At 72.3% G+C, this 25,551-nt stretch carries 25 protein-coding genes; 3 read left to right on the top strand and 22 right to left on the bottom strand.

The genetic code is table 11. The annotated features are described in order from the left end of the window. Positions 1-10 precede the first annotated feature (10 nt). The 4 genes from dapA to V6V47_RS25035 all read right to left on the bottom strand — a co-directional run bounded on the left by dapA (position 11) and on the right by V6V47_RS25035 (position 3,738). Complete coding sequence (gene dapA, locus V6V47_RS25050) at positions 11-937, bottom strand: 4-hydroxy-tetrahydrodipicolinate synthase (protein ID WP_334630805.1); 927 nt, start codon at positions 935-937, stop codon at positions 11-13. A gap of 47 nt (positions 938-984) precedes the next feature. Then, positions 985-1,725 carry an FAD-dependent thymidylate synthase gene (thyX, locus tag V6V47_RS25045; RefSeq protein ID WP_334630817.1) on the bottom strand — a complete coding sequence of 247 codons (741 nt, stop codon included), beginning with the start codon at positions 1,723-1,725 and terminating at the stop codon, positions 985-987. A gap of 158 nt (positions 1,726-1,883) precedes the next feature. Then, on the bottom strand, positions 1,884-2,504 hold the full coding sequence (locus V6V47_RS25040) for a DUF2752 domain-containing protein (protein ID WP_334630804.1): 621 nt from the start codon (positions 2,502-2,504) through the stop codon (positions 1,884-1,886). Positions 2,505-2,508: 4 nt separating this feature from the next. Beyond that, entirely contained in the window at positions 2,509-3,738 is a 1,230-nt protein-coding gene (locus tag V6V47_RS25035; protein WP_334630803.1) for a winged helix-turn-helix domain-containing protein, read from the bottom strand. A gap of 79 nt (positions 3,739-3,817) precedes the next feature. On the opposite strand from V6V47_RS25035, the gene V6V47_RS25030 reads away from it, so the two are divergent. Further along, positions 3,818-4,369: a GNAT family N-acetyltransferase gene (locus V6V47_RS25030; protein ID WP_334630802.1), complete on the top strand. Its 552-nt coding sequence runs from the start codon at positions 3,818-3,820 to the stop codon at positions 4,367-4,369. On the opposite strand, the gene V6V47_RS25025 is transcribed toward V6V47_RS25030, so the two are convergent. Then, the gene (locus V6V47_RS25025) at positions 4,268-5,542 is read right to left on the bottom strand and encodes a glycosyltransferase 87 family protein (protein WP_334630801.1); all 1,275 of its coding nucleotides are present in this window, start codon (positions 5,540-5,542) and stop codon (positions 4,268-4,270) included. The two genes, V6V47_RS25030 and V6V47_RS25025, sit on opposite strands and share 102 nt — an antisense overlap. A gap of 35 nt (positions 5,543-5,577) precedes the next feature. Between V6V47_RS25025 and V6V47_RS25020 the strand changes: the two genes are divergently transcribed. Continuing rightward, positions 5,578-6,171, top strand: a complete 594-nt coding sequence (locus V6V47_RS25020; RefSeq protein WP_334630800.1) for a GNAT family N-acetyltransferase — start codon at positions 5,578-5,580, stop codon at positions 6,169-6,171. A gap of 10 nt (positions 6,172-6,181) precedes the next feature. Here the strand turns inward: V6V47_RS25020 and V6V47_RS25015 are convergent, their stop codons facing one another. From V6V47_RS25015 to V6V47_RS25000, 4 genes are all read right to left on the bottom strand, one after another. Then, positions 6,182-7,069 (bottom strand): carbohydrate ABC transporter permease, encoded by an 888-nt coding sequence (locus V6V47_RS25015; protein WP_334630799.1) that lies wholly within the window; start codon positions 7,067-7,069, stop codon positions 6,182-6,184. Position 7,070: 1 nt separating this feature from the next. Further along, positions 7,071-8,192 carry a carbohydrate ABC transporter permease gene (locus tag V6V47_RS25010; protein WP_334630798.1) on the bottom strand — a complete coding sequence of 374 codons (1,122 nt, stop codon included), beginning with the start codon at positions 8,190-8,192 and terminating at the stop codon, positions 7,071-7,073. A gap of 72 nt (positions 8,193-8,264) precedes the next feature. After that, entirely contained in the window at positions 8,265-9,515 is a 1,251-nt protein-coding gene (locus V6V47_RS25005) for a sugar ABC transporter substrate-binding protein (RefSeq protein ID WP_334630797.1), read from the bottom strand. 24 nt (positions 9,516-9,539) lie between these two features. Further along, positions 9,540-10,529, bottom strand: a complete 990-nt coding sequence (locus tag V6V47_RS25000) for a LacI family DNA-binding transcriptional regulator (RefSeq protein ID WP_334630796.1) — start codon at positions 10,527-10,529, stop codon at positions 9,540-9,542. Positions 10,530-10,674: 145 nt separating this feature from the next. Here V6V47_RS25000 and V6V47_RS24995 point away from each other — a divergent pair, with 145 nt between their 5' ends. Further along, positions 10,675-12,780 carry an amylo-alpha-1,6-glucosidase gene (locus V6V47_RS24995; RefSeq protein WP_334630795.1) on the top strand — a complete coding sequence of 702 codons (2,106 nt, stop codon included), beginning with the start codon at positions 10,675-10,677 and terminating at the stop codon, positions 12,778-12,780. Positions 12,781-13,052: 272 nt separating this feature from the next. Here the strand turns inward: V6V47_RS24995 and V6V47_RS24990 are convergent, their stop codons facing one another. The 13 genes from V6V47_RS24990 to V6V47_RS24930 all read right to left on the bottom strand — a co-directional run bounded on the left by V6V47_RS24990 (position 13,053) and on the right by V6V47_RS24930 (position 25,523). Further along, positions 13,053-13,523 (bottom strand): GNAT family N-acetyltransferase, encoded by a 471-nt coding sequence (locus tag V6V47_RS24990; protein WP_334630794.1) that lies wholly within the window; start codon positions 13,521-13,523, stop codon positions 13,053-13,055. A 57-nt stretch (positions 13,524-13,580) separates the two neighbouring features. Beyond that, positions 13,581-14,357, bottom strand: coding sequence for a 4-hydroxy-tetrahydrodipicolinate reductase (dapB, locus tag V6V47_RS24985; RefSeq protein ID WP_442934304.1), 777 nt, complete (start codon positions 14,355-14,357; stop codon positions 13,581-13,583). A gap of 62 nt (positions 14,358-14,419) precedes the next feature. Next, entirely contained in the window at positions 14,420-15,817 is a 1,398-nt protein-coding gene (locus V6V47_RS24980; protein ID WP_334630792.1) for a M16 family metallopeptidase, read from the bottom strand. A gap of 47 nt (positions 15,818-15,864) precedes the next feature. Further along, positions 15,865-18,261: a polyribonucleotide nucleotidyltransferase gene (locus V6V47_RS24975; protein WP_334630791.1), complete on the bottom strand. Its 2,397-nt coding sequence runs from the start codon at positions 18,259-18,261 to the stop codon at positions 15,865-15,867. Between the two features lie 228 nt (positions 18,262-18,489). After that, on the bottom strand, positions 18,490-18,759 hold the full coding sequence (gene rpsO, locus V6V47_RS24970) for a 30S ribosomal protein S15 (protein WP_088963411.1): 270 nt from the start codon (positions 18,757-18,759) through the stop codon (positions 18,490-18,492). Positions 18,760-18,950: 191 nt separating this feature from the next. Next, positions 18,951-19,880 carry a bifunctional riboflavin kinase/FAD synthetase gene (locus V6V47_RS24965; RefSeq protein ID WP_334630790.1) on the bottom strand — a complete coding sequence of 310 codons (930 nt, stop codon included), beginning with the start codon at positions 19,878-19,880 and terminating at the stop codon, positions 18,951-18,953. Between the two features lie 85 nt (positions 19,881-19,965). Then, positions 19,966-20,850: a tRNA pseudouridine(55) synthase TruB gene (gene truB / locus V6V47_RS24960; protein ID WP_334630789.1), complete on the bottom strand. Its 885-nt coding sequence runs from the start codon at positions 20,848-20,850 to the stop codon at positions 19,966-19,968. A 19-nt stretch (positions 20,851-20,869) separates the two neighbouring features. Beyond that, positions 20,870-22,183: an MATE family efflux transporter gene (locus tag V6V47_RS24955; protein ID WP_334630788.1), complete on the bottom strand. Its 1,314-nt coding sequence runs from the start codon at positions 22,181-22,183 to the stop codon at positions 20,870-20,872. Between the two features lie 475 nt (positions 22,184-22,658). Then, positions 22,659-22,868, bottom strand: coding sequence for a DUF6186 family protein (locus V6V47_RS24950; RefSeq protein ID WP_334630816.1), 210 nt, complete (start codon positions 22,866-22,868; stop codon positions 22,659-22,661). Further along, the gene (locus V6V47_RS24945; RefSeq protein ID WP_334630787.1) at positions 22,868-23,275 is read right to left on the bottom strand and encodes a hypothetical protein; all 408 of its coding nucleotides are present in this window, start codon (positions 23,273-23,275) and stop codon (positions 22,868-22,870) included. The genes V6V47_RS24950 and V6V47_RS24945 overlap by 1 nt, the downstream gene beginning before the upstream one ends. Positions 23,276-23,550: 275 nt before the next feature. Next, entirely contained in the window at positions 23,551-24,612 is a 1,062-nt protein-coding gene (locus V6V47_RS24940) for a DHH family phosphoesterase (protein WP_334630786.1), read from the bottom strand. After that, entirely contained in the window at positions 24,609-25,100 is a 492-nt protein-coding gene (rbfA, locus tag V6V47_RS24935) for a 30S ribosome-binding factor RbfA (RefSeq protein ID WP_334630785.1), read from the bottom strand. The genes V6V47_RS24940 and rbfA overlap by 4 nt, the downstream gene beginning before the upstream one ends. 126 nt (positions 25,101-25,226) lie before the next feature. Continuing rightward, positions 25,227-25,523 carry a DUF503 domain-containing protein gene (locus V6V47_RS24930; RefSeq protein ID WP_334630784.1) on the bottom strand — a complete coding sequence of 99 codons (297 nt, stop codon included), beginning with the start codon at positions 25,521-25,523 and terminating at the stop codon, positions 25,227-25,229. Positions 25,524-25,551 lie beyond the last annotated feature (28 nt).

Genomic DNA, 25,551 nt, shown 5'->3' with positions numbered 1-25,551 from the left:
TGTCGTTCGATCATTCGGGCAGCTCCAGGCCCGCCGCCGCGAAGTCCGCGCGCAGCTGGGCAATCTCGTCGTTGGTGGCGTCCACCAGCGGGGGCCGCACCGGTCCGGCCGGCAGGCCGAACGCCGCCAGGCCCGCCTTCACCAGGATGGTGCCCTGGGTACGGAAGATGCCGGTGTAGAGCGGCAGCAGTCGCCGGTGCAGGGCCAGCGCGGCCGGCATGTCCCCCGCGTCGTACGCGTCGATCATCTGTGCGGTCAGCGCCCCGGTGAAGTGCGTCGAGGTGCCGACCACGCCCACGCTGCCCACGGCCAGCGCGGGCAGGGTGAGCGCATCCTCGCCGCTGTAGAAGGCGAGGGACGTTCGGCTGGTCACCCAGCTGGTGGCGGTCAGGTCGCCCTTGGCGTCCTTGACCGCGACGATCCGGCCGTGCTCGGCGAGCCGGACCAGCGTCTCGGTCTCGATCGGCACGCCGGCGCGGTGCGGGATGTCGTACAGCATCACCGGCAGGCCGCTGGCGTCGGCCACCGCCGTGAAGTGGCGGACCAGCCCGGCCTGCGGCGGCTTGTTGTAGTACGGGGTCACCACCAGCAGACCGTGCGCACCCGCCTTCTCGGCGGCGGCGGCCAGCTCGATGGTGTGCCGGGTGTCGTTGGTGCCGACCCCGGCGACCACCTTGGCGCGGTCACCGACGGCCTCCACCACGGCCCGGATCAGGCGCTCCTTCTCCGCGTCGGTGGTGGTCGGCGACTCGCCGGTGGTGCCGTTGACCACCAGCGCGTCGTTGCCCTGCTCGTCGACCAGGTGGCTCGCCAGCCGGGCGGCGCCGTCGAGGTCGAGCGAGCCGTCGGAGGTGAACGGGCTCACCAGGGCCGTGAGCAGCCGCCCGAAGGGACGGGACACCGGCCGGGCGGCAGCGTCAGGGTGGTCGTACGTCATACCCCTAAACCTAGCGGACGACCAGCCGAGGCCCGCCGGGGAAGGGCTCAGGACGCCTCGTGCGGGCTGGCCGCCACCTCGGTGCCGTCCGGGAGAGCGGAGATCACGAAGTCGGCGAAGACGTTCGGGGCGACCCCCTGCAACTGGCGCAGGCACTCCACGGCCAGCTCGCGGATCTCCACGTCGGCGTGCTCGGTGGCCCGCATCGCGATGAAGTGCCGCCAGGCCCGGTAGTTCCCGGTGACCACGATCCGGGTCTCGGTGGCGTTGGGCAGCACCGCGCGGGCCGCCTGCCGGGCCTGCTTGCGGCGCAGCGTCGGGTTGGGCTCGTCGGAGAACCGCTGCTCCAGCCCCTCCAGCAGCTCGGTGTACGCCCGCACGCTCGCCTCGGCGGCCTCCACGAAGCGCTTGTGCAGCTCCGGGTCGTCGGCGATCACCGCCGGCTCGACCATGGCCGCGTCCCGCTCCGGGACGTAGCGCTGGGAGAGCTGGGAGTACGAGAAGTGCCGGTGCCGGATCAGCTCGTGGGTGAAGGAGCGGGACACCCCGGTGAAGTAGAAGGTGACCGAGCCGTGCTCCAGCACCGAGAGGTGCCCGACCTCGAGGATGTGCGCGAGGTAACCGGCGTTGGTGGCGGTCACCGGGTTCGGCTTCTTCCACGACTGGTAGCAGGCCCGGCCGGCGAACTCGGCGAGCGCCTGGCCACCCTCCGCGTCGGTCGACCACGGCACGTCGTCCGGGGCCGCGAACTGGGTCCACGCGATCAACTTGACCTGGGGCTGCACCATCTCCGGCATTCCTGGGACTGTAGTGGCGCGGCGGCCCCCGGCCCAAGCCAGGCTCGCCCCGTGCAACGTCGATCACTCGGTCGCCGGCCGGCGAGTTCGTCGTGTCCGCGAGTGGATCACCACGGAACGCCGGTCGACCGCGAGACCGACGGCGCCGGTCAGACGTAGAGCGACGTGAACGGTGCCCAGGGCAGGTTGCGCAGCACCGAGAAGGCGAGCCACGCGGCCAGGAAGCCGCCGATGACCTTCGAGCTGATCCGCAGCTCGGGCAGTCGCCAACCGAACGCCTGGTTGCCCGCCCAGGACACGAAGAGGTACGCCAGGAACGGCAGCGCGAACACGAACAGGAAATGGTGCCGGGCGGCGGCCGGGAGGTCGGCGTGCAGCACGTACCAGAGTGCGCGGGTGCCGCCGCAGCCCGGACAGTCCAGCCCCGTGGTCAGCTTGAGCAGGCAGGTCGGTGGGGCGTCCGGGTCGGCGTGGGTCGGGTCGCTGACCAGCGCGTAGCCCATGCCGGCGGCGACACAGCCGACCGCGGCCAGCGGCACCGCCCAGCGCGGCGAGCGGTCGTAGAGCCCCACCACGAACCGGGTGATGCGGTCCGGCTCGGCGACGGGGTAACCGCCAGCTGGGCTCGGCGGCCAGCCGTGTGGCCCGGTGCCGGCGCCGGAACCCGGCCAGCCGGCAGGCCCGGTGCCGGCCGCGTCAGCCGCCGGGGCCGCGTCGTCCGGCAAGCCTCTCTGGGGCTGGTCGACCGGGGGCCCGGGAACGCTCGTCACGCGCTCACGGTACACCGGACACGCCGGCCAACGCGGCGGCAAGTGGGCCGGCCAGGTCGCCGGCCGTCGGCGGTGCCACCGCGCTCAGGCCGAGCCAGCCGGCGAGCCGGTACAGCTCGGCGGCGAGCGCCACGGCGGTCTCCCCCGGGTCGGCGCCCGGCTCGAGCCACGCGGCCGGCACCAGCAGCACCCCGGCCCGGCGGTCGGCCTTGAGGTCGACCCGGGCGGTGAACCGGTCGCCCTGCAGGAAGGGCAGCACGTAGTAGCCGTACACCCGCTGCGGGGCGGGGACGTAGATCTCGATCCGGTAGCTGAAGTCGAAGAGCCGCTCGGTGCGGGCGCGTTCCCAGATCAGCGGGTCGAACGGGCTGACCAGCGTGTTGGCCCGGACCCAGCGCGGCAGTCGGGCGTCTCTGTGCAGCCAGGCCGGCTGGCGCCAGCCCGGCACGGTGACCGGCACGAGCTCACCGGCCTCGGCCAGCTCCGCGACGGCCTGCCGGGCACCGGCCAGCGGCAGCCGGAAGTAGTCGCGCAACTCCGGCTCGGCGGCCACCCCGAGCGACCGCGCGGCGAGGGCCACCAGCGTCCGGTACGCCTCGGCGTCGGTCGGGGTGGGCGCGGCCAGCACGGCCGCCGGCAGCACGCGCTCGGGCAGGTCGTACCGGCGGGCGAACGATGTGCTGCGCTCTGCGGCGGCCACCTCGCCGGCCCAGAACAGGAACTCCAGCGCCCGCTTGACCGCCGACCAGTTCCACCCCCAGTTGCCGGTCTCCCGGGGTGCGTCGTGCTCGATCTCGGCGGCGGTCAGCGGCCCCCGGGCGGCCACCTCGTCGCGCACCCAGGCGACCAGCTCCGGCTGCTCCTGGGCAATCCGTTGCATGCCGCCCCACGAGTCACTGCGTGCGCGGGCCATCCGCCAGCGCAGCGTCGCGTGCAGCCCGACCGGGACCAGCGACGCCTCGTGCCCCCAGTACTCGAACAGCTCGCGCGGGCGGCGGTAGGCGGCCTGGTCCAGCAGCGTGGTCGGGTAGGGCCCGAGGCGGCTGTACAGCGGGAGGTAGTGCGCCCGTTGCAGGACGTTGACCGAGTCCATCTGGATCAGCCCGACCCGGTCGAGCACCCGACGCAGGTGTCGGCGGGTGGGCACGCCGGTGGGCGCCGGGTCGGCGAAGCCCTGGGCGGCGAGCGCCACCCGCCGGGCCTGGGCGAGCGAGAGTGATTCCGGTGCGGCCATCGTCGGCGACCCTAATTCATCGGTACGACGTCGGTGCGGGAAGCTGGACGGGACGGCCACCGGGGCATAGAACGGTGCAATGCTGACCATCCGCCGGGAGGAGCCGGACGACGCCGAGGCGGTCGCCCGGGTGCACGTGCACGGCTGGCAGACGGGGTACGCCGGCTTCATGCCGGACGAGGTGCTCCAGCGGCTCAACGTGAGCGCCTGGGCACAGCGCCGCCGTGACCTCGGCACGGCCGATCCGGAGCACCCGTTCACCACCCTGCTCGGCGAGGAGGACGGTCTGGTGGTCGGTTTCACGACCTTCGGGCCGTACCGTCGAAACCAGGACCGCGACGACCTGGACCCGGCGGTCGGCGAGGTGCTGGCCCTGTACGTGGAGCCGGCACGCTGGGGCGACGGGACCGCCGTCGCGCTGCTGGCCGCCGCCCGGGTCGGGCTCACCGAGCGGGGCTGGACCGACTACCGGGCGTGGGTGCTGTCGGAGAACCGGCGGGCCCGCCGGTTCTCCGAGCGGGCCGGGCTGTCAGCGGACGGTGAGCGGTCGACCTACCATGTGCCGCTCGCCGGTGGGCAGCCCCCGGTCGGGCTGGTCGAGCTGCGGTACGCCGGCCGCCTCGACGGCTGAGCCACCCGGGGTCTGCCAGCGGCGGATCGGCAGGAACGCCACCAGCGCCAGGCTGATCCAGACGTAGGCGTTGCTGCCCAGGAAGCCGTCGACACCGGTGAAGTCCTTCTCCCACGCCCAGACGGTCCGGCTGATGAGCAGCGCGTACGCGATGGTCGCGGCGGCCAGCAGGGCCCACCGACGACCGGCGGCGGACGCGGCCATCGCGTTGTCGACCAGCAGGATCAGCGCGGGCAGCAGCCAGACCAGGTGGTGCACCCAGGTGACCGGGCTGACCAGGCACATCACCGCGCCGGTCAGCGCCAGGCCGGTGGCCTCGTCACCGGCCGCGGCAGCGGCCCGGGACCGCCAGGCCCAGAGCGCCAGGGTGCCGAGCACCAGCAGCAGCCACAGCAGGGTGCTCGGGTGCTCCGGGTTGAGGCGGGCGACCACCCCTCGCAGCGACTGGTTGGAGACGAACGCCAACTCGCCCACCCGGCCGGTGTTCCACAGCGCTTCGGTCCAGAATTCCCGGGAGGCGTCCGGGAAGAGCGCGCCGGCCAGCAGGGACACCCCGGCCGCCGCGCCGGTGGCGGTGAGTGCCGCCCGCCACCGACCGGTGACCAGCAGGTAGACGATGAAGATGCCCGGGGTCAGCTTGATCGCGGTGGCCAACCCGATGCCCACACCGGCCCACCGGTTGCCGGCCGGCACCAGCCGCAGCAGGTCCACCGCCACCAGGAAGAGCAGCAGCGTGTTGACCTGACCGAAGTTGATCGTCTCGCGCATCGGCTCGAACGCGGCGGCCAGGCAGAGCGCCACGGCCAGGGCGAACCACCGGGTCCACCCCGCCCGGCGGGCGATCGGGTCGACCAGCCACCAGATCAGGACGGTGGTGGTGACCACGCTGGCGAGCACGCTCACCACGATCGCGGCCGACCATGGCAGGTACGCCATCGGCAGCATGACCAGCGCGGCGAACGGCGGGTAGGTGAAGCCGTACTGGGTGCCCGGCTTGAGGTAGTCGTAGATCTCCCCGCCGTCGTGCACCCAAAAGGTCAACGCGCCGTAGTAGACCTTCAGGTCGAAGAAGCCGTGCCGTACGGCAGCGACGGCGAGGAACCCGGTGACCGCCGCGGCGAGCACCACCACCCCGACGACCTGCCCAGCCGTCCTCTTGGCACCCTGCGCCACCGTCGCCCCTCTCGCCCTGCGTAGGCTTCCGTCCCATGGCTCTCGGGTACGTCCGCCCGGCGCGTCCCGAGGACGCCGGCGAGATCGCACGCATCCAGCTCGCGACCTGGCGGGTCGCGTACCGCCGGATCCTGCCTCGGCACGTGCTCGACAACCTGGACGAGGCGTTCCTCGCCCGGCGGTGGAGCGCCGCGGTGCTGGAGCCGCCCTCCGGCGCGCACCGGGTGCTGGTCGCCGTCGAACAGGCCGAGCAATCGTATCTGGTGGGGTTCGCCGCGTCCGGTCCGGCCGACGCCGAGGCGCTGGCCCCGGGCGAGCCCGCCGACGCGCTCGGCCCGGACGTGGCCGCGGTGACCGACCTGCTGGTCGAGCCGCGTTGGGGTCGCCGGGGGCACGGCAGCCGGCTGCTCGCGGCGACCGTCGACCTGTGGCGGGAAGACGGTCTGAGCCGAGCGGTGGCCTGGGCGTTCGACGGCGACGAGGCGACCCGCAAGTTCCTCACCAGCACCGGCTGGGAGCCCGACGGCGCGGCCCGCGCGCTGGACGTCGACGACATGCTGGTGCAGCAGGTGCGCCTGCACGTGGCCGTCCCGGCCGAGCCGATCGCCGAGGACAGCCCCGGCGAGTGACCCGGCCGGGTCAGCCCTTGTCGGCGCCGTCGTTGGCGTCGCGGACGAAGTACCGCTGGAAGACCACGAAGATGATCGCCACCGGGATGGTGGCCAGCAGGGCGGCGCCGAGCTTCAGCGGGTACTGGGTGCCCTTGCCGAGCGAGCCGCTGACCAGGTCGGCCAGCCCGCGCGGCAGGGTGAACAGGTCCGGGTCCTGCACCGACACCAGGCTGTGCGGGAACTCGTTCCAGGACCCCTGGAACGACAGGATGGTCAGGGTGATCAGCGCCGGTTTCGCCATCGGCAACACCACCGACCAGAAGGTACGGAAGATGCTCGCCCCGTCCATCCGGGCGGCCTCCTCCACGCTCAGCGGGATCGACTCGAAGAACTGCTTCATGATGAAGACGCCCGCCGCGTCGGCCAGCAGCGGCACCACCAGACCGGCGTAGCTGTTGTAGATGCCGAGCTGGTTGAGCACCAGGAACTTCGGGATCAGCAGCACCACGCCGGGCACCGCCAGCACCGCGACGATCGCGGCGAACAGCCCACCGCGGCCCCGGAACCGCAGCCGGGCCAGCGCGTACCCGGCGAGCGAGTCGAAGAACACCCGACCGAGGGTTACCAGCACGGTCACCAGCAGCGAGTTGCCCAGCCAGAGCGGAAAGTTGGTGCCCGCGAAGATCCGCTCGAAGCCGGCCAGCGTGAGCGGGTCCGGGATCGGCGAGAGCGGGTTGTTCGCCGCGTCGGGCTCGGTCTTGAGCGAGTTGCCGAGTTGGATGACGAACGGGTAGAGGAACACCAGCCCGAAGAAGACCAGCGTGGCGTACCCCAGGAAACGGGTGGCCAGCGTGCGGGCCGCGCGCTGGTCGCGCCGCGCGGGCGTCGCCGGCGGGCGGTCGGTGGGCACGGCCATCTCAGGACCTCTCCGGTACGCGCCGACGCCACCGGCCGCGGCGCGGTCGGTCGGTGTCCCGCTCGGCCAGCACCCGGCGCTGGATCAGCGTGAGCACGATGATGATCAGGAACAGCACAAACGAGATCGCCGCGCCGGAGCCGTAGTCGAAGTCCCGGAAGGCGGTGCGGTACGACAGGTAGGCCGGGGTGAGGGTGGTCTTGGCCGGGTCGCCCTGACTCATCACGTACACCTGGTCGAAGACCTGCCACGAGCCGATCAGGCCGAGGGTGAGCACCAGGAACGTGGTCGGCCTGAGCAGCGGCAGGGTGACGTGCCGGAACCGCTGCCACGAGGACGCGCCGTCGAGGGTGCTCGCCTCCTCGAGGGTCACCGGCACGTTCTGCAGGCCGGCCAGGAACATCAGCATGAAGGTGCCGGAGGTGGTCCAGACCACCAGCGTGATGATCGAGACCATCGCGACGCTGGGCCCGGCCAGCCAGTCCCACCAGCTCAGCCCGAACGGGCCGCCGTCGGCCAGCGCTGCCGGGGCCGAGTCGACGCCGACGGCGCCGAGCAGCAGGTGCAGCACGCCCCGGGAGTCGGCGAACCACTCCGGCCCGTCGATACCGAAGACGCCGAGCAGCGCGTTCACCGCGCCGGAGTTGGCGAAGAGGAACAGGAACACCACACTGATCGCGACCGAGCTGGTCACCGAGGGGAAGTAGAACGCGCTGCGGAAGAAACTCTTGCCCTTGAGCATCCGGTTGTTGACGACCAGCGCGAGCCCGAGCGCGAGCACCGTCTGCGCCGGCACGACGATCGCCACGTAGTAGATGTTGTTGCGGATGCTGGTCATGAAGTCGCGGCGGGCCAGGCCGTCCTCGGTGAACAGCTGGGTGTAGTTGTGCGCGCCGACGATCGGCACGTCACCGGTGAACGGGCTGCCCTGGCCGTTCCAGTCGGTCAGGCTGACCCAGAACGCCATCAGGATCGGCAGCAGCAGGAACAGCCCCAGAATGACGATCACCGGCGCGACGAAGAGCCAGCCGGCGACGTTCTCGTTGCTCCGGATGCCGCCCCTACGTCGACGGGGGCCGTCCCCGGTCGCGGTCGCCACGGCGGTCAGTGTCTCGGTTGCCATCTCCCCTCCCTCCCTGTCTCGAGCCGGGGTGCGGCAGGGGGCCCCGTGGTGTCGGGGGCCCCTGCCGTCGCCTCAGCTGCCGCCGAGCGCCGCCTTGGCGTTCTTGTCGAAGTTCTGCAGCACGGTCTTCGGGTCGCCGGTGGCCAGGCCCTGCAGGCTGGCGTCCAGGTCCTTGAGGACGCTGTCCATCTTCGGGGCGTTCACCGGGCCCTGGGCGTACGCGACGCCGTCGATGAAGACCTTGTCCGCCGGGAAGGCGGCGGTGTACTGCTCACGCACCGACTGGCGGGACGGCATCACGCCGAACGCCTTGGCGAAGGTCATCTGCTGCTCGCCGCTGGTCATCGCCTCGACGAACTTGATCGCCTGGTCCTTGTACCTGCTCTTCGCCGCCACGCCCCAGCACTGGGTGAAGGAGAGCGTGCCCTGGCCCTTCGCGCCGGCCGGCAGCGCCACCACCTTGTACTTCACGGTCGGGAAGTCGTTCTGCATGGCGCCCTTGATCCAGTTGCCCTCGATGGTCATCACGGCCTTGCCCTTGCCGAACGCCTCGCCGGACCAGCCGGAGTCGAGCTGCTTGGGGAACTTGGCCAGGCCCGTGGTGAGCATGGTCTTGACGTACTGGAGGGCGGCCAGATTCTCCGGGGTGTCGGCGGTGGCCTGCTTGCCGTCCTTGCTCATCAGCCAGCCACCGTTCTGCACCATGAACGCGCCGATCCGGTCCCGGGTGTCGCCGAGGGCCAGCGGGACCTGCCCCTTGGCCTTGATCTTCTGGGCGACCGTGGTGAGCTGGTCCCAGGTGGTCGGGACGTCGGCGTCGGTCAGCCCGGCCTTCGTCCACAGATCCGTGTTGATCTGCAGGGCCAGGGTCGAGAAGTCCTTCGGCGCGCAGTAGAGCTTGCCGTCGTGGGTGAAGGTGGTGCGCAGGCTCTCGTAGAAGTCGCCCGAGTTGCTGATCTTGTCGCCGTACGGCTCGAGGGCGCCGACGCTCGCGTAGTCGGCGAACTGGGCCGCGTCGACGTAGAAGACGTCCGGCGGCGTCCCCCCGGCGAGGCTCTGGCCGAGCTGCTGGGTGAGGTCCTGCGCCGGGGTGACCGTGGCGGTGTTGCCGGAGCTGCTGGCCCACTTCGCGGCGGCGTCCTGGACGGCCTTGGTCTCGGCCTCGCCCGAGGAGCCGATCAGGATCTGCAAGCTGGCCGGGCCGCTGGTCTGGGCGTCGTCGCCGGAGGAGTCGTCGAAACCGCTGCCGCAGGCCGCGGAGCCGAGGAGGGCGACGGTGGCGAGACCGGCCACCGCCGCTCGGGTGAGGGTTCGAGGTGCCATGGGTTTCTCCTGGTGGGGGTGGGACTACGCGGTGTGCCGGAGCGCCAGCGTGGGCTGGAGCAGCACGTGGGTGGGGGTCTGGTGGTTGCCGTCGAGGACCCCGGTGAGCAGGTCCACGCAGCGGGCGGCGGCCTCGCCGAGCGGTTGGCTGACACTCGCCAACCCGATCGCGGCGGCGACCGGTGTGTCGTCGAAGCCGATCACCGACACTGGCGGCTCGACGTCACGGATCGCCTGGAGGGCACCGAGGGCCAGGGAGTCGCTGGCGCAGACCACAGCGGTCGGCGCCACGGTGGTGAGCAGATCGCGCATCAGCCGCTGGCCCTCGGCGACGCCGTCCTCGGTCTCCCGGTGCAGGCCGGCCGGGTCGACACCGGCCGCGCTGAGCGCGTCGTGCCAGCCGGCCCGCCGGTCGTCGCCGACGCCGGAGCCGACCGGCCAGCCGAGGAACGCGATCCGCCGGTGCCCGGTCGCCAGCAGGTGTCGGGTGGCCTGGGCGGTGCCGGCGGCGCCGTCCACGTCCACCCACGGGTGGGCGTCGAGCGCGTCCCAGGGGCGACCGAACGTCACGAACGGCACGTCCCGGTCGGCGAGCCAGGCGGTACGCGGGTCGCCGTACTTGGTGCCGACGAGCACGAACGCGTCCAGCTCGTACGTGCCGAGCAGGTCGTCGTAGGTGGCGACCTCGCGCTCGTCGTCGGTGGCGGTGTAGAGCAGCACCCGGTAGCCGGCGGCGTCGGCGGTCTCGGTGAGGCCGTGCAGGAAGCGGTCGAGCACGGAGCCGTTGATGCCGTCGCGGGTCGGCTCGATCCGGGCGGCGATGAGCCGGGACCGGCCGGTACGCATCTGCCGGGCGGCCTGGTTGGCCCGGTAGCCGAGCAGGCTGATGGCGTCCTGGACCCGTTGCCGGGTCTCCTCCCGCACGATGTGCGGGGCGTTGAGCACGTTGGACACCGTCTGCCGGCTGACTCGGGCGTGCCGGGCCACCGTCGCGATGGTCACCTTTTCGGCCACTTAATACCTCTCGCCGTCTTGAACGATCCAATCTGGATACGGCAGGATTGGATCGTTCAAGTTTCTGGAATGTTTCGCACTTTGCACCGCCGGGGGCACGTTGTCAAGACGTCCGCCCCGCACCTCGATGGTCTGGAGCCACACCGTGATCGAACGCCAGCTGCAACCCCTCCTGCACGAGTTGGTGGGGGCCGTCCTCGCCCCGACCAGCGCGTTGGGGGACGCGACCGGGCAGATCCGCCCGACCGGCGTCCAGGGCGTCTTCCACGCCGACGCCCGGGTGCTCTCCCGGGCCGAGCTGCGGGTCGACGACCGGGAGCCGGAGGGGCTGACCCACGGCGACGACGGCCCGCACGGCGTCCGCTTCGTGAGCCTGGCGCGCTGGCTCGGCGACCCCGTGCCCGACCCCACCGTGCGGATCGACCGCCTCCGCCGGGCCACCCGCGACGGCCTCACCGAGGAGGTACGGGTCGTCTCCACCGCCACGGTCGGCGTACGGGCCACGGTCAGCGTCGACCTCGGCTGCGACCTGGCGCCCATCGAGGTGGTCAAGTCCGGCGGCACCGCGCCACCGCTGGAGGCCAAGACCGGCCAGCCGGGCGTGCTGAGCTGGTCGGCCGACGGCATCACGGTCACCGTCACCGGCCAGGGCGCCGACGTGCTCACCGCCGGCGAGTGGAGCACCGCACCCCGGCTGGCCTGGCCGGTCGAGCTGCCACCCGGCGGCGAGACCGTGCTGCGCTGGCGACTGACCGTCGAGGACCCGCGCGCCGTGGTGATCGGCCCGGCGGGCGAGCCCGAGTGGTCCCGACCCGAGGTGTCCGCGGACGACCGGCGGCTGGTCCGGCTGCTGCATCGCGGCCTGGACGACCTGCGTGGGCTGCGGCTGGCCGAGGCTGGCGCACCACAGGACGTCTTCCTCGGCGCCGGGGTGCCCTGGTTCCTCACCCTGTTCGGCCGGGACAGCCTCTGGGCCGCCCGGATGATGCTGCCGCTCGGCACCGACCTGGCCGCCGGCACCCTGCGGGTGCTCGCCCGGCGACAGGGCACCCGGATCGACCCGGCCACCGGCGAGGCCCCCGGCAAGATCCTGCACGAGCTGCGCCGACACGAGTTCGCACTGTCCGAGCACGGGCTGCGCCTCCCGCCGGCCTACTACGGCACCGTCGACGCCACCATGCTCTGGGTCAACCTGCTGCACGACGCCTGGCGCTGGGGGCTGCCGGTCGACCAGATCGAGCCGCTCCTGCCGTACCTGGAGGCGTCGCTGCGCTGGCTCGGCGAGCACGCCGACCCGGATGGCGACGGCCTCGTGGAGTACATCGACACCAGCGGGCACGGACTGTCCAACCAGGGCTGGAAGGACTCCGGCGACGCGGTCCGGTTCCACGACGGCACCCTGGCGAGCGCGCCGATCGTGCTGGCCGAGGTCCAGGGGTACGCCCACGAAGCGGCGGTCAACGGCGCGGCACTGCTGGACGCCTTCGGTCGCCCGGGCGGGGACCGCTGGCGCGAGCACGCCGCCGCGCTGGCCGGCCGGTTCCGGGAGCGCTTCTGGGTCGACGGCCGGTACGGCCCGCAGCCGGCGCTGGCCCTCGACCGCGACAAACGCCCCGTCGACTCGCTGACCAGCAACATCGGTCACCTGCTCGGCACCGGGCTGCTCACCGCCGACGAGGAGACCCAGGTCGCCCGCCTGCTCACCACCGACGCGCTCGCCGGTGGTTTCGGGCTGCGGACCATGTCCACCGACGACGCCGGCTTCAGCCCGCTGTCGTACCACTGTGGCTCGATCTGGGCGCACGACACCGCGATCGTGCTCGCCGGGCTGGCCCGGGCCGGGCACCGGGACGCCGCGCTCGGTCTGGCCGAGGGGCTGCTCTCCGCCGCCGAGGCGTTCGACTACCGGCTGCCCGAGCTGTACGCCGGCGACGACCGGTCGGTGGTGAACCGTCCGGTGCCGTACCCGGCGGCGTGCCGGCCGCAGGCCTGGGCCGCCGCCAGCGCGGTGCTGCTGCTCCAGGCCGCCACCGGCCTCTACCCGGACGTACCGGGTGGCACGGTCCGCCTGGCACCCCTGGCCGGAGCGGAACTGGGCGCGCTGAAGGTCAACGGCCTACAGGTGGCCGGCAGGTCGGTCACCGTCACGGTCGACAACACCGGCCACGCCACCGTCTACGGTCTCCCCACCCCGTTGACCCCGACCCCCACCCTCCCCACCCAACGCCACCCCGCCCCCAGCCCGCTCTAACCGCCACCCTGAGCGGTCGATCATGGACTTATGGTGGGCGGTAGTCACCCTTATGCCCTTTTTGGGGCCCACCACAACTCCATGATCGACGCGGCGTCGGGCCGAGGTCGCGGGGCTTGGGGCTTGGGGCTTGGGGTTCGGGGCGACAGGATCCGCGCAGTTTCGCCGAGAGTGCTGCCTCGTCGCGCCGGGAGGCAGCACTCTCGGCGTTGTTGTGCGGATCTTGCTCGAACCCACCCCGCAGCCGGGACGGGAGCCGACGGCGGGCGGGGTCAGCGGACCTGTTCGGCTACCAGTTCCTCGTCGTCCACCTCGCCCGTGGGGTGGAAGCCCAGGGACTCGTAGAGGGCTGCTGCCGGGGTGTTGTCCGGGTGGTACGAGAGACGGACCGGAGGATTGCCGTCCCGGGCCGCCAGCCAGGGAGCGAGGGTCTGCACGGTGGCTCGGCCGAGGCCCTGGCCCTGCTCGGCGGCGTCGATCAGCATCCCGCCGATCCAGTGCGAGCCGTCGTCGTCCACGCCCCACATGACGTGGCCGACGACGGTCTCGTCGGCGTACACCGCGAGCGAGGTCCAGACCTCCGAGCGCATGCTGAGCAGCAGGTAGCGGGCACCCAGCGCGGCCACGAACAGGCGCTGGTCGTCGCGGGGGGCGACGTCGGCCACCGCCCGCCAGTTGTCGTCGTCGACCGGCCGGAGGGTGACGCGCCGCCCACCCCGGTCCAGGTGTCCTGCATCGATCATCCGGCGGATGCTACCCGGCCCGCCAGCGTGCTGTTGCCGTCTGGGAGGACAGATTGGTCAGTCGAGCAGGGCGTCCAGGCCGACGGTGAGGCCGGGGCGGTTCCGCACCGCGCGGACGGCCAGCAGCACGCCCGGCATGAACGACACCCGGTCGTACGAGTCGTGCCGGATGGTCAGCGTCTCGCCCGTGGTGCCGAAGAGCACCTCCTGGTGGGCGACGAGCCCGGTGGCACGCACGGCGTGTACGCGTACCCCGTCGATCTCGGCGCCCCGCGCGCCCGGCACCTCGTCCTTGGTGGCGTCCGGCGCCGGACCCAGGCCGGCCTCGGCGCGGGCGCGGGCGATCTGCCGGGCGGTGTGCGTTGCCGTGCCACTGGGGGCGTCCAGCTTGCGCGGGTGGTGCTGCTCGATGATCTCGGCGGACTCGAAGTACCGGGCGGCCCGCGCGGCGAACTGCATCATCAGCACCGCGCCGATGCCGAAGTTCGGGGCGATCACGACGCCCACCCCGGGCCTGCGGGCCAGCCAGCCGCGCACCAGCTCGAGCCGCTCCTCGGTGAAGCCGGTCGTGCCGACCACCGCGTTGATGCCCTGGTCGATGCACCACTGGAGGTTGTCCATGACGACGTCCGGCGTGGTGAAGTCGACGACCACCTCGGCACCGGCGACGTCGGACACCGGGTCGCCCTGGTCGACCGTGGCCACGAGCTCCAGGTCGCCGGCGCTGTCGACGGCCTTGCACACCTCGATGCCCACCCGGCCCCGGGCGCCCAGCACACCGACCCGCAGTGGCTCGACCGGGTTGCTCTGCTGCACGTCAGTCACGGCGCACAACCTATCCCAATCGGGACGCGGGCTTCCGGTCGGATCGGGCCCGCACCACCATCCGGGCGGCCTCAGACGGCGAAGTCGGCGGCGCTGAACGGGCCGACCACGGCCAGCGACATCGGCTGGTTGAGCAGCTCCGCGGCGAGGGAGTTCACGTCCGCCACGGTGACCTCGTCGACCCGGCGGAGCAGCTCGTCGACCGGCATCAGGTCGCCGTAGAGCAGCTCACCCTTGGCCAGCCTGCTCATCCGGGAGCCCGTGTCCTCCAGGCCGAGCACGAACGAGCCCTTGCTCATCCCCTTGCCCCGGGCCACCTCGGCCTCGGTCAGCCCGTCGGCGGCCACCCGGGCCAGCTCGGCGCGGGTCAGCTCCAACACCTCGTCCACCTTGCCCGGTGCGCAGCCGGCGTAGACGGCGAACAGGCCGCTGTCGGCGTACTGGCTGGCGTAGGAGTAGACCGAGTAGGCGAGGCCGCGCTGCTCGCGGATCTCCTGGAACAGACGGCTGGACATGCCGCCGCCGAGCACGTTGTTGAGTACACCGAGGGCGAAGCGCCGATCGTCGGTGCGGTCGATGCCGGGGCAGCCGAGGATGATGTGCGCCTGCTCGGTCTCCTTCGGCTCCACCAGGTTGGTGGCCGGTCGGGTGCGTACCGCGGGGGTGGCCTCCCGGTGCGGCGCGGGCGTGCCCGGGTCGCTGTCCAGAGGGGTGCCGCGCACCGCCTGCCGGACCAGCTTGACCACCGCGGCGTGATCGAGGTTGCCGGCGGCGGCGATGACGATCTGCGGTGCCGTGTAACGACCCCGGTAGAAGGCCTGGATCTGCTCCCGGGTCATCGGCGTGACGGTCTCCTCGGTGCCGGAGATCAGTCGGCCCAACGGGTGGTCGCCGTAGACGGCCTGGGCGAAGAGGTCGTGCACCTCGTCACCGGGCTCGTCGTCGTGCATGGCGATCTCCTCCAGGATCACGCCCCGCTCGGTCTCCACGTCGGCCGGCTCGATCAGCGAGTCGGCCACCAGGTCGCACATCACGTCGATCGCCAGCGGCAGGTCCTCGTCCAGCACGCGGGCGTAGTAGCAGGTGTATTCCTTCGTGGTGAAGGCGTTGGTCTCACCGCCGACCGCCTCGATCCTCGAGGAGATCTCCAGGGCGGTGCGCTTGTGGGTGCCCTTGAAGAGCAGGTGCTCCAGGAAGTGCGCGGCACCGGCCTCCGGGCCGGTCTCGTCCCGCGAGCCGACCGCCACCCAGATGCCGAAGGAGACGCTGCGCATCGTGGGGATCGCCTCGGTGAGCACGCGCAGGCCGCTGGGCAGCACGGTCCGACGGACCGTGCCACCCAACGGGTCGTCGCTGAGCGTCCGGGTCACCGCCCGGGCGGTGCCGCCGGAGCGGCCCGCCCCGGCGGCCCGAGACGCGGCCACCCCCCGTCGATCCGGCGGAAACGGCGCACTGAAGGCCCGACTCACGTACTGCTCCCAGATCGACGAGGGGTGGGTGATGCGATGTGCGACGGTCAGCTGTGCCGGGTCCGGCGGCGCGGACGCTCGCCGCCCTCGCCACCACCCTCGCCGCCGCCGTTGCCGTTGCCGCCTTCGCCGCGCTCCGGGCCACGCCCGCCCCGGTCGCCGCCGCGCTCACGGTCACCGCGGTCACGCGGAGCCCGGTCGCCCCGGTCCCGGCCAGCCGGACGGTCGCCACCTGCGGCGGCCTCACCGGCGGCCGGCGCCTCGGCGCCCTCCGGACGGACCTTGTCCAGGTAGATCTTGCCGCGGGCGTCGATGTCCGCGATCTCGACCTCGACCCGGTCGCCGACGTTGAGGAAGTCCTCAACGCGCTCGACCCGCTTGCCGTCGCCCACCTTGGAGATGTGCAGCAGGCCGTCGCGACCCGGCAGCAGCGAGATGAACGCACCGAACGCGGCGGTCTTGACCACCGTGCCGAGGAACCGCTCGCCAGCCTTCGGCAGGGTCGGGTTGGCGATCCCGTTGATCCGGTCCACCGCCGCCTGGGCCGACGGCCCGTTGGTGGCGCCGACGTAGATCGTGCCGTCGTCCTCGATGGAGATCTCGGCGCCGGTCTCGTCCTGGATCGCGTTGATGGTCTGGCCCTTCGGGCCGATCACCATGCCGATCTTGTCGACCGGGATCTTGACGGTGGTGACCCGCGGCGCGTACTCGGACATCTCGGCCGGAGACTCGATCGCCGCCTGCATCACGCCGAGGATCGTCTGCCGAGCCTCGTTCGCCTGCTGCAGCGCGGCGGCCAGCACGTCCGACGGGATGCCGTTGAGCTTGGTGTCGAGCTGCAGCGCGGTCACGAAGTCCGGGGTACCGGCGACCTTGAAGTCCATGTCACCGAACGCGTCCTCGGCACCGAGGATGTCAGTCAGCGTCACGTACTGGGTCTTGCCGTCCACCTCGTCGGAGATGAGCCCCATCGCGATGCCGGCAACCGGCGCCTTCAGCGGCACACCGGCGCTGAGCAGGCCCAGCGTCGAGGCGCAGACCGAACCCATCGAGGTGGAGCCGTTGGAGCCGAGCGCCTCGGAGACCTGCCGGATGGCGTACGGGAACTCCTCGCGCGACGGCAGCACCGGGATCAGCGCCCGCTCGGCGAGCGCGCCGTGGCCGATCTCCCGACGCTTCGGCGAGCCGACCCGGCCGGTCTCACCGGTCGAGTACGGCGGGAAGTTGTAGTTGTGCATGTAGCGCTTGCGGTTCTCCGGGGAGAGCGTGTCGACCATCTGCTCCATGCGGAGCATGTTGAGCGTGGTGACGCCCAGGATCTGGGTCTCGCCCCGCTCGAACAGCGCCGAGCCGTGCACCCGCGGCAGCACGCCGACCTCGGCGGTCAGCGGCCGGATGTCGCGCGGGCCGCGCCCGTCGATGCGGACCTGCTCGCGCAGCACGCGGTTGCGCACCTCGGACTTGGTCAGCGACCGGTACGCGGCGCTGAGCTCCTTCTCGCGGCCCTCGAACCGGGCACCCAGCTCCTCGGCGACCTTGGCCTTGATGCGGTCCAGGGCCTCCTCGCGGTCGGCCTTGCCGGCGATGGTGAGCGCCTCGGCGACCTCGCCACGGGCGACGTCGGCCACCGCCTCGAACACATCGTCCTGGTAGTCCAGGAAGACCGGGAACTCGGCGACCGGCTTGGCGGCCACCTCGGCCAGCTCGCTCTGCGCGCGGCACAGCTCGCGGATCGCCGGCTTGGCGGCCTCCAGACCGCTGGCCACGATCTCCTCGGTCGGCGCGATGGCGCCGCCCGCGATCAGGGTGACGGCGTTCGGCGTGGCCTCGGCCTCCACCATCATGATCGCAACGTCACCGTCGTCGAGCGTGCGGCCGGCCACGACCATGTCGAAGGTGGCCCGGGCCAGCTCCTCCAGGGTCGGGAAGGCGACCCACTGGCCGTCGATGTGCGCGACCCGGGTGGCTCCGATCGGGCCGGAGAACGGCAGGCCGGAGAGCTTGGTCGACATCGAGGCGGCGTTGATCGCCACGACGTCGTACGGGTGCTGCGGGTCGAGCGCCAGGATGGTCTCGACGACCTGGACCTCGTTGCGCAGGCCCTTGACGAAGGACGGGCGCAGCGGCCGGTCGATCAGGCGGCAGGTGAGGATGGCGTCCTCGCTGGGCCGGCCCTCACGGCGGAAGAACGAGCCGGGGATCCGGCCCGCGGCGTACATCCGCTCCTCGACGTCGACGGTCAGCGGGAAGAAGTCGAACTGCTCCTTCGGGTGCTTACCGGCGGTGGTGGCGGAGAGAACGACCGTCTCGCCCAGCTGGGCGACGACGGAACCGGCGGCCTGGCGAGCCAATCGACCGGTGGAGAAGGTGATCTCGCGGGTGCCGAAGGCACCGTTGTCGATCACGGCGGTACGGGATTCGGTGCCGAGGTTGGTCTCGGTCATGTGCTGTCGTGCTCCTTCGCGTCGTGGGCCCACGACATGGGGAGCTGCTCAGCCGGCCGGTCTTCGATCGAAGCGCCCGGGTGGCCGGCATCGATGCCGGAGTTCCCGGGGGCCACTACCGGAGACCGGTACGCTGACCGGCTCCCTCTCGGGTGGTCGCGCGGCCCGTGTTTTCTCAGGTGGGACGCCGAGCGGGGGAGCGGCCGGTCGGCCACTCCCCCGCTCACGTCACCGGCGCAGGCCGAGCCGCTCGATGAGCGACCGGTAGCGGTTGATGTCCTTCTTCTGGACGTAGTTGAGCAGCCGACGTCGCCGGCCGACCAGCAGCAGCAGACCACGACGGCTGTGGTGGTCGTGCTTGTGCACCTTCAGGTGCTCGGTCAGCTCGGCAATCCGCTTGGTGAGGACCGCCACCTGGACCTCCGGCGAACCGGTGTCGCCCTCGGCGGTCGCGTACTCCGCGCGGATCGTGGCCTTGGCTTCCTGGTCGAGCGCCATGTTCTCCCTGTTTCGATGGGTTGATCAAGTAGGTGTCCGTCGTCCCGATGGACCGGGAACGGACCGGTACCTCGCACCCGCGGCGTCGAGCAGGCACGCGAGGCCCCACGCCGGTCACCCGACGTCCCCGAAAGACTACCAGCACCTGCCGGTAGCACCCGGTCAAGGGCCTCGGAGGCAGCCCACGTTGCTCAGCTCAGAGCGCGTCGGGCACGCTCGACGTCCTGGTTCATCTGGGCGATCAACGGCTCGATTGAGTCGTACCGGATCTGGCCGCGCAGGTGCGCCACGAAGTCCAGGGCCAGTCGCTCGCCGTAGAGGTCGCCGGTGAAGTCGAGGGCGTACGCCTCCACCCGCCGCTCCCGGCCGGAGAAGGTCGGGTTGGTGCCCACCGACACGGCGGCCATCAGCGGCTCGTGCTGCCCGCGGCGGATCAGGCGGGCGGCGTACACGCCGTCGGCGGGCACTGCCGCGTACCGGTGGACGAGCAGGTTGGCGGTGGGGAAGCCCAGCTCCCGTCCGCGCTGGTCGCCGCGCACCACCACGCCCTCGAGCCGCTGGGGGCGGCCCAGGGCGGCGGCGGCGGCGCCCACGTCGCCCGCGTTGACACAGGAGCGGATGTACGTGGAGGAGAAGACCGTGCCGTCCTCGGCGACCAGCGGAGCGCCCTCCACGCCGAAGCCGAAGGTACGACCGAGCCGCTCCAGCAGCGCCACGTCGCCGGCCGCACGGTGCCCGAAGCGGAAGTTGCCGCCGACCACGACCAGCGCGGCGTGCAGGTACTCGACCAGGACATCGTGCACGAACTCCTCGGCCGGCAGCCGGGAGAACTCCGGGGTGAACGGCACCACACAGAGCACGTCCGCGCCGAGCGCCTCGATCAGCTCCGCCTTGCGGGCCGGCTCGGTGAGCACGGCCGGGTGCGAACCGGGACGGACCACCTCGGCCGGGTGCGGGTCGAAGGTGACCACCACCGACTGCACGCCCAACTCCCGAGCCCGGGCCACGGTGTGCTTGATGATCGACTGGTGCCCCTTGTGAACGCCGTCGAACACGCCGATGGTGACGACCGAGCGCCCCCACCCGCCGGGCGCCGCGTCGTACCCCCGCCACCGCTGCATGCCGCTCCTACCTCCCCCTGCTGTCCCGCCGGCCGGCGGGTCGACACCGCCGACCGGCGGCCGGCGCCTGACCTGCGCCCCGCCGTCAGGCCGGGGCGAGCACGATCTCCGCGCGGGCGCGCCCGTCCCGCTCGCTGACGATAGCGATCAGGCCACCGGCCGGCCCGAACACGGCGTACGGCCCGGCGAGGCCGGCCGGGTCCAGCGGCCCGCCGTGGGCCAGCACCCGCGCCTCGTCGGGCGTGGCCTCCCGGCGCGGAAAGAAGCGGTCGGCCGCGGCGTCCAGCGGCAGGTTGACCACCTCCGGGGCGCGCTGTTCCAGCTCGTCGAGGGTGGCCGCCTCGGCGAGGGTGAAGCCGCCCACCGCGGTCCGCCGCAGCGCGGTCAGGTGCCCGCCGACGGAGAGCGCCAGGCCCGCGTCCCGGGCGATGGCCCGGATGTACGTGCCGGACGAGCAGGTCACGTCCACGTCCACGTCCACCACGTCCGGCTCGGTCCGGCGAATCGCCAGCACGTCCAGCCGCGAGATGGTGACCCGTCGGGCGGGCAGCTCGACGCTCTCCCCGTCGCGAACCCGCTTGTACGCCCGCTGCCCGTCGATCTTGATGGCGCTGACCGCGCTCGGCACCTGGTCGATCTCACCGATCAGCGGGGCCAGCGCTGCCCGGATGTCGTCGTCGGTGACCTGGCCGGCGGGGGTCGTGGCGATCACGTCGCCCTCGGCGTCGTCGGTGACGGTGGCCTGACCCAGTCGGATGGTGCCGGTGTAGCTCTTGCCCGCGCCGATCACGTAGGTCAGCAGCCGGGTGGCCCGGCCGACACCGATCACCAGCACGCCGGTGGCCATCGGGTCGAGGGTGCCGCCGTGCCCGACCCGGCGGGTCTTCGCCAACCGGCGGATCCGCGCCACCACGTCGTGCGACGTCATGCCGCCGGGCTTGTCGACCACGATCAGTCCATCGGTGCTCACGACGCCCAAGCCTGCCAGATCAGCGGACGGCGCCGACCACCGCCCAGCGGCCGCTGCGCAGCCGCAGCAGCAGCGCGACCAGCCGGATCACGACGAACAGGGTGAGCCCGGCCCAGATGCCGCCGAGCCCGAGGTCGAGCCAGTACGCCAGCCAGATGGCCGGCAGGAAGCCGCCCACCACACCCACGATGGTGAGGTTGCGCAGGTAGCGCACGTCGCCGGCGCCGATCAACACGCCGTCCAGGGCGAACACCACCCCGGCCAGCGGCTGCATGGCGACGAACCACGGCCAGGCCACCATGGCCTGCTCGCGTACCCCCGGGTCGGAGCTGAACCACGACGGTACGGCGCCGGCGCCGGCGGCGATGAGCAGCGCGAAGGCGATGCCGCACGCGCCGCCGAGCAGCCCGATCCGGCGGGCCAGTGCGCGGGCGCCCGCCTCGTCGCCGGCCCCGAGCGCGGCGCCCACCAGGGACTGCGCGGCGATGGCCAGCGCGTCGAGCACCAGGGCGGTGAAGAACCACAGTTGCAGGGCGATCTGGTGGGCACCGACCGCGGTGGCGCCGAAGCGGGCGGCGACCGCGGTCGCGGAGAGGAAGCTGGCCTGGAACGCCGCGCCCCGGATCAGCAGGTCCCGGCTCAGCACCAGCTGTTGGCGGATCAACCGGGGTCGGGGCCGCAGCGACACCCGCTCGGCGACCAGCGCGGCGGCGAAGAGCCCGCCGGCGAGCGTCTGGGCGACCACGTTGGCCACCGCCGAACCGGGCAGGCCGAGCCCGCCGGGATAGACCAGCAGCGGGCACAGCAGCGCGGAGAGCAGGTTGGGGCCGAGCACGAAGAGCAGTGGCCGGCGAGTGTCCTGCACGCCGCGAAGCCAGCCGTTGCCGGCGGCGGCGAGCAGCAGGCCAGGGGCGCCGAGCGCCGCGATCCGCAGCCACTGAGCGGCGGCGTCGGCCACGTCGCCACTGCCGCCGGCGAGGGTACGCGCCAGCGCGCCCCCGCCGAACTGCATGCCGATCGCGACCAGCAGCCCGACGCCGAACGCCAGCCAGGACGACTGGACCCCCTCGGCCACCGCGGCCGCCCGGTCGCCGGCGCCGAAGCGACGGGCCGAACGGCCGGTGGTGCCGTACGCGACCACGGTGCCCAGCCAGGCGGTGAGCGTCAGCACCGTGCCGCCGATGGCGAGCGCGGCGAGCGGCACCCGGCCGAGGTGGCCGACGACGGCCGTGTCGACCAGCACGTAGAGCGGCTCGGCGGCGAGCACCACCAGGGCGGGCAGGGCAAGGCCGGCGATCCGTCGGGGCGATGCGGCAAGGGTGCTGGTGTCCATCGCCGGCGATCCTGTCACGAGCCCGGTAAGGATCGCAAGGTTGGCGAGGACTTACAGCATCGACTGCCGGGGCCGCCCCGACGACGGTGTCACCGGCAGGTGGTGCGGCTTACTGGCGGGTGTCCATCGAGGTCTGCAGCGCGCGGCGAGCCTGCTCGCGGGCGTCCTCGGTGGCGGTGGTCTCGGGCTTGGGCTTCTGCGGCATGATGGCGCTCCTTCCAGGGTGTGAGCCACCGGGACGCGGCGGCCCGCACGGGCGGTCGTGCTGAGCACCCCACGGGCGGTCCGGGGTCACCGGAGCGGCCGGTTGGGCAGCGTGAGCCCGGGTCGGTCAGACCCTGGAGGGAGGCGGCACGGGGTGTCGCGCCACCGCCCACGACCAGCGCCGCGACGCGGCACCGGCCTTCACCCAAGTTATCGTTCAGGTCCACATGCTGCTCACGGTTCCCGCCATTTGGACAGTCGGCATCCCGGCTCAACGGGCCAGAAAGTGCCAGCCCAACCACCACCAGAAGCCGAACAGACCGATCCTGCCCACCGGCACCGGACCGACCTCGTAGCGCATGACGTACGCGCAGACCTCGCCCAGGGTCGGAATCCGGGAACCCTCCCGTCGGGCCAGCCACTCGACCAGCGCGAAGAGGGCGAGCGAGGTGAGGAAGCCGCCGATCGCGAGCGCTCGCATCATCGCCGCACCAGCCCCCAGAACGCGGCCAGCCAGGCGAACCACACCGCCGACCGGGTCAGGTGGTCCTCCAGCAGCGGGTCGGCCAGCCGGGAGAAGGTCGGAAAGTCGTCGCCCACCGCCAGCACGAAGGTGGCCCCCTCGAAGACCCCGAACACCACCACCGGCAGTGCCCACCAGGCCACGCCCGGACCCAACCGGCGTGGCGCCGGGCGACGCGACACCCGGTTGCTCAGACCGAGCCAGATCAGGACCCCGCCGGTGCCCAGGGTGTAGAGATTGGCCTCGGTGGAGAACGACGCGAACCGGCCGCCAACGAGCGACAGGCAGACAAGAACTGGAACGGAGACGGCGGGCCGGTCCCAGGCGCGGGGCGCCTCCACGGTGAGGTCGTGCGGCTGCTCCATTCCGCGATTCTTCCCGCTATCACGGAGCGCGGGAAGACCAACACTCCCCGGAGTTGACCCTGATCTTCCCCCCGCTGGGCGACCCCGGCGCGGTAGCCGCGAGCACAGGGAGCTGACCTGCGGACCGCATCCTTTGCTCTGCTTCACCCGACGCAACACTTTCGGGTCCGAACCGTTGCGTCGGTGTAAGCAGAGCAAAGGACCCAGGTGCGGGGGCAGGGTGGAGCCCTTCGCGGCGGAGCCGCGTGGAAGCCGCCGCGGTTGCGGACGAGCGGTCAGGCGTCGGGGAGGATCAGCGCCCCGTCGAGCTGGCCACGGATCGCCTCGACCACCTGCTCGGCGGTGCCCCGACCGGTGAACCCGGCCGCGAACCGGTGGCCGCCACCACCCAGCGCGACCGCCACCTGACTGACGTCCACCGCACCCTTGCTACGCATCGACACCGCCCACTCGCCGGCGGCGGTCTGCTTCACCACGCAGCTCACGTCCGCCTCGGCGGTGCAGCGCACGGAGTCGATCAGCGCCTCCAGCACGTACGGTCGCTGGTCGTGCCGAGCCAGATCATCCAGCGTGGCGTAGGTCCAGACCAGCCCTCGGCCGTCGGCCGCCGCCGGATCCAACCGGGCGCGGCCCAGCACCTCGCCGAAGAGCCGGACCGCACCGAAGGGACGGGTGTCGAAGACCCGCCGCGAGATGTCACCGGGCGAGATGCCGGTGGCCAGCAGTCGAGCGGCCAGCTGGTGCACCGCCGGGGTCGTCGCCTCGAACCGGAACGAGCCAGTGTCCGTGGTCAGCGCCACGTAGAGGCACTCGGCGATCGACCGATCCAGCGTCACACCGAGCCGAGTCAGCAGGTGCTCCGCCACCACCGAGGTCGCGGCGGCGGCCGGGTCGATCAGGTTGACCGTACCGAAGCCGGGATTGGACGCGTGATGGTCGAGCACCAGCGCCGCGCCGCCGCCGGCGGACAACCGGCCGGCCAGCTCACCGAGCCGCGACTCGCTCGCCGCGTCGAAGCAGATCACCAGGTCCGGATCGAGGTCCGCAGCGCTCGCCGGGACCAGCAGGTCGAGGCCGGGCAGCCCACGGAAGGGCTCGGGCACCTCGGGCGGCCCGGGGAAGGTCGCCTGCACCTGGCGTACGCCGAGCTGGCGCAGGCCCAGACCGAAGCCGAGCATGCTGCCCAGCGCGTCGCCGTCCGGGTTGACGTGGCAGATCAACAGCACCCGCCCGGTCGGCGGGATGGCCCGCACCAGCGCCTCGGCCGCGGCCCAGTCCGCCTCGGCGGGGCCGGCGCCGGTCGCGGTGGCGAGTTGGGCGCCGACGGTGCCGGTCACCGCTTTTCCCCACCCCGGGGGGTCTCCTCGACGTCGGCGACGTCGGCGGCCTCGTCCGTGTCGTCCTCGTCCTCGTCCACCCGGTACGGCTGGGCCTCGCCCGCGTACTCCGCTTGGGAGGCGAGCCGCTGCACCTCGGCGTCGGCGTTGCGGGCGGCGGCGAGCAGGTCGTCGATGTGCTTGACCTGATCCTGAACGTCGTCCAGGACGAAGGTGAGGGTCGGTGAGTGCCGCAGCCCGAGCGCCTTACCGACCGTGCTGCGCAGCAGCCCCTTGGCGCTCTCCAGCGCCGCCGCGGTGTCCGACTGGGCCACCGCGTCACCGAGCACGGTGTAGAAGACCGTCGCGTCGCGCAGATCCGCGGTGATCCGGGCGTCGGTGATCGTGATCATGCCGAGCCGCGGGTCCTTGATCTGGCTCCGCACCACCGACGCGACCAGCTCACGCACCCGTTCCGCGTGCCGACGTACCTTGGCCGGATCAGACATCTCGCCACCTCCACGGCGTCCTGCTCCCGGCCGGCACGACGACCCGTGGGTCGCCGGCCGACCGGCCAACATCTCGAACACTACATTCGCGGGCGGACTGCCCGCCCAGCACAGCCGGCAGCCTGGTCAGTCGTCGTCCGCGCCGTACAGCCGACGCCGGACCGACAACAACTCGGCCTCCGGACGACCGGCCACGAGGCGCTCGCAGGAATCCAGGACCTCCCGGACATGCGCCGCCTCGGCGGCAACCACGGCCACCGCAATCTGCGCTCGACCGTGCAGGTCGAGCGCTCCCACCTCGGCGACCGAAACCTCGAAGCGGCGCAGCGCCGCCACGATCGGCCGTACATATGATCTCTTGGCCTTGAGCGACCTGGAGTCGCCCGGCAGCAGCAGGTCGAAGACCGCGTTTCCGGTGAACATCGCCCCGGACGATACCGGCTACCCGCCC

The sequence above is a fragment of the Micromonospora sp. CPCC 205539 genome, from assembly GCF_036906815.1.
Classification (GTDB): Bacteria; Actinomycetota; Actinomycetes; order Mycobacteriales; family Micromonosporaceae; genus Micromonospora.
This window is presented reverse-complemented; position numbering and strand designations above follow the sequence as displayed.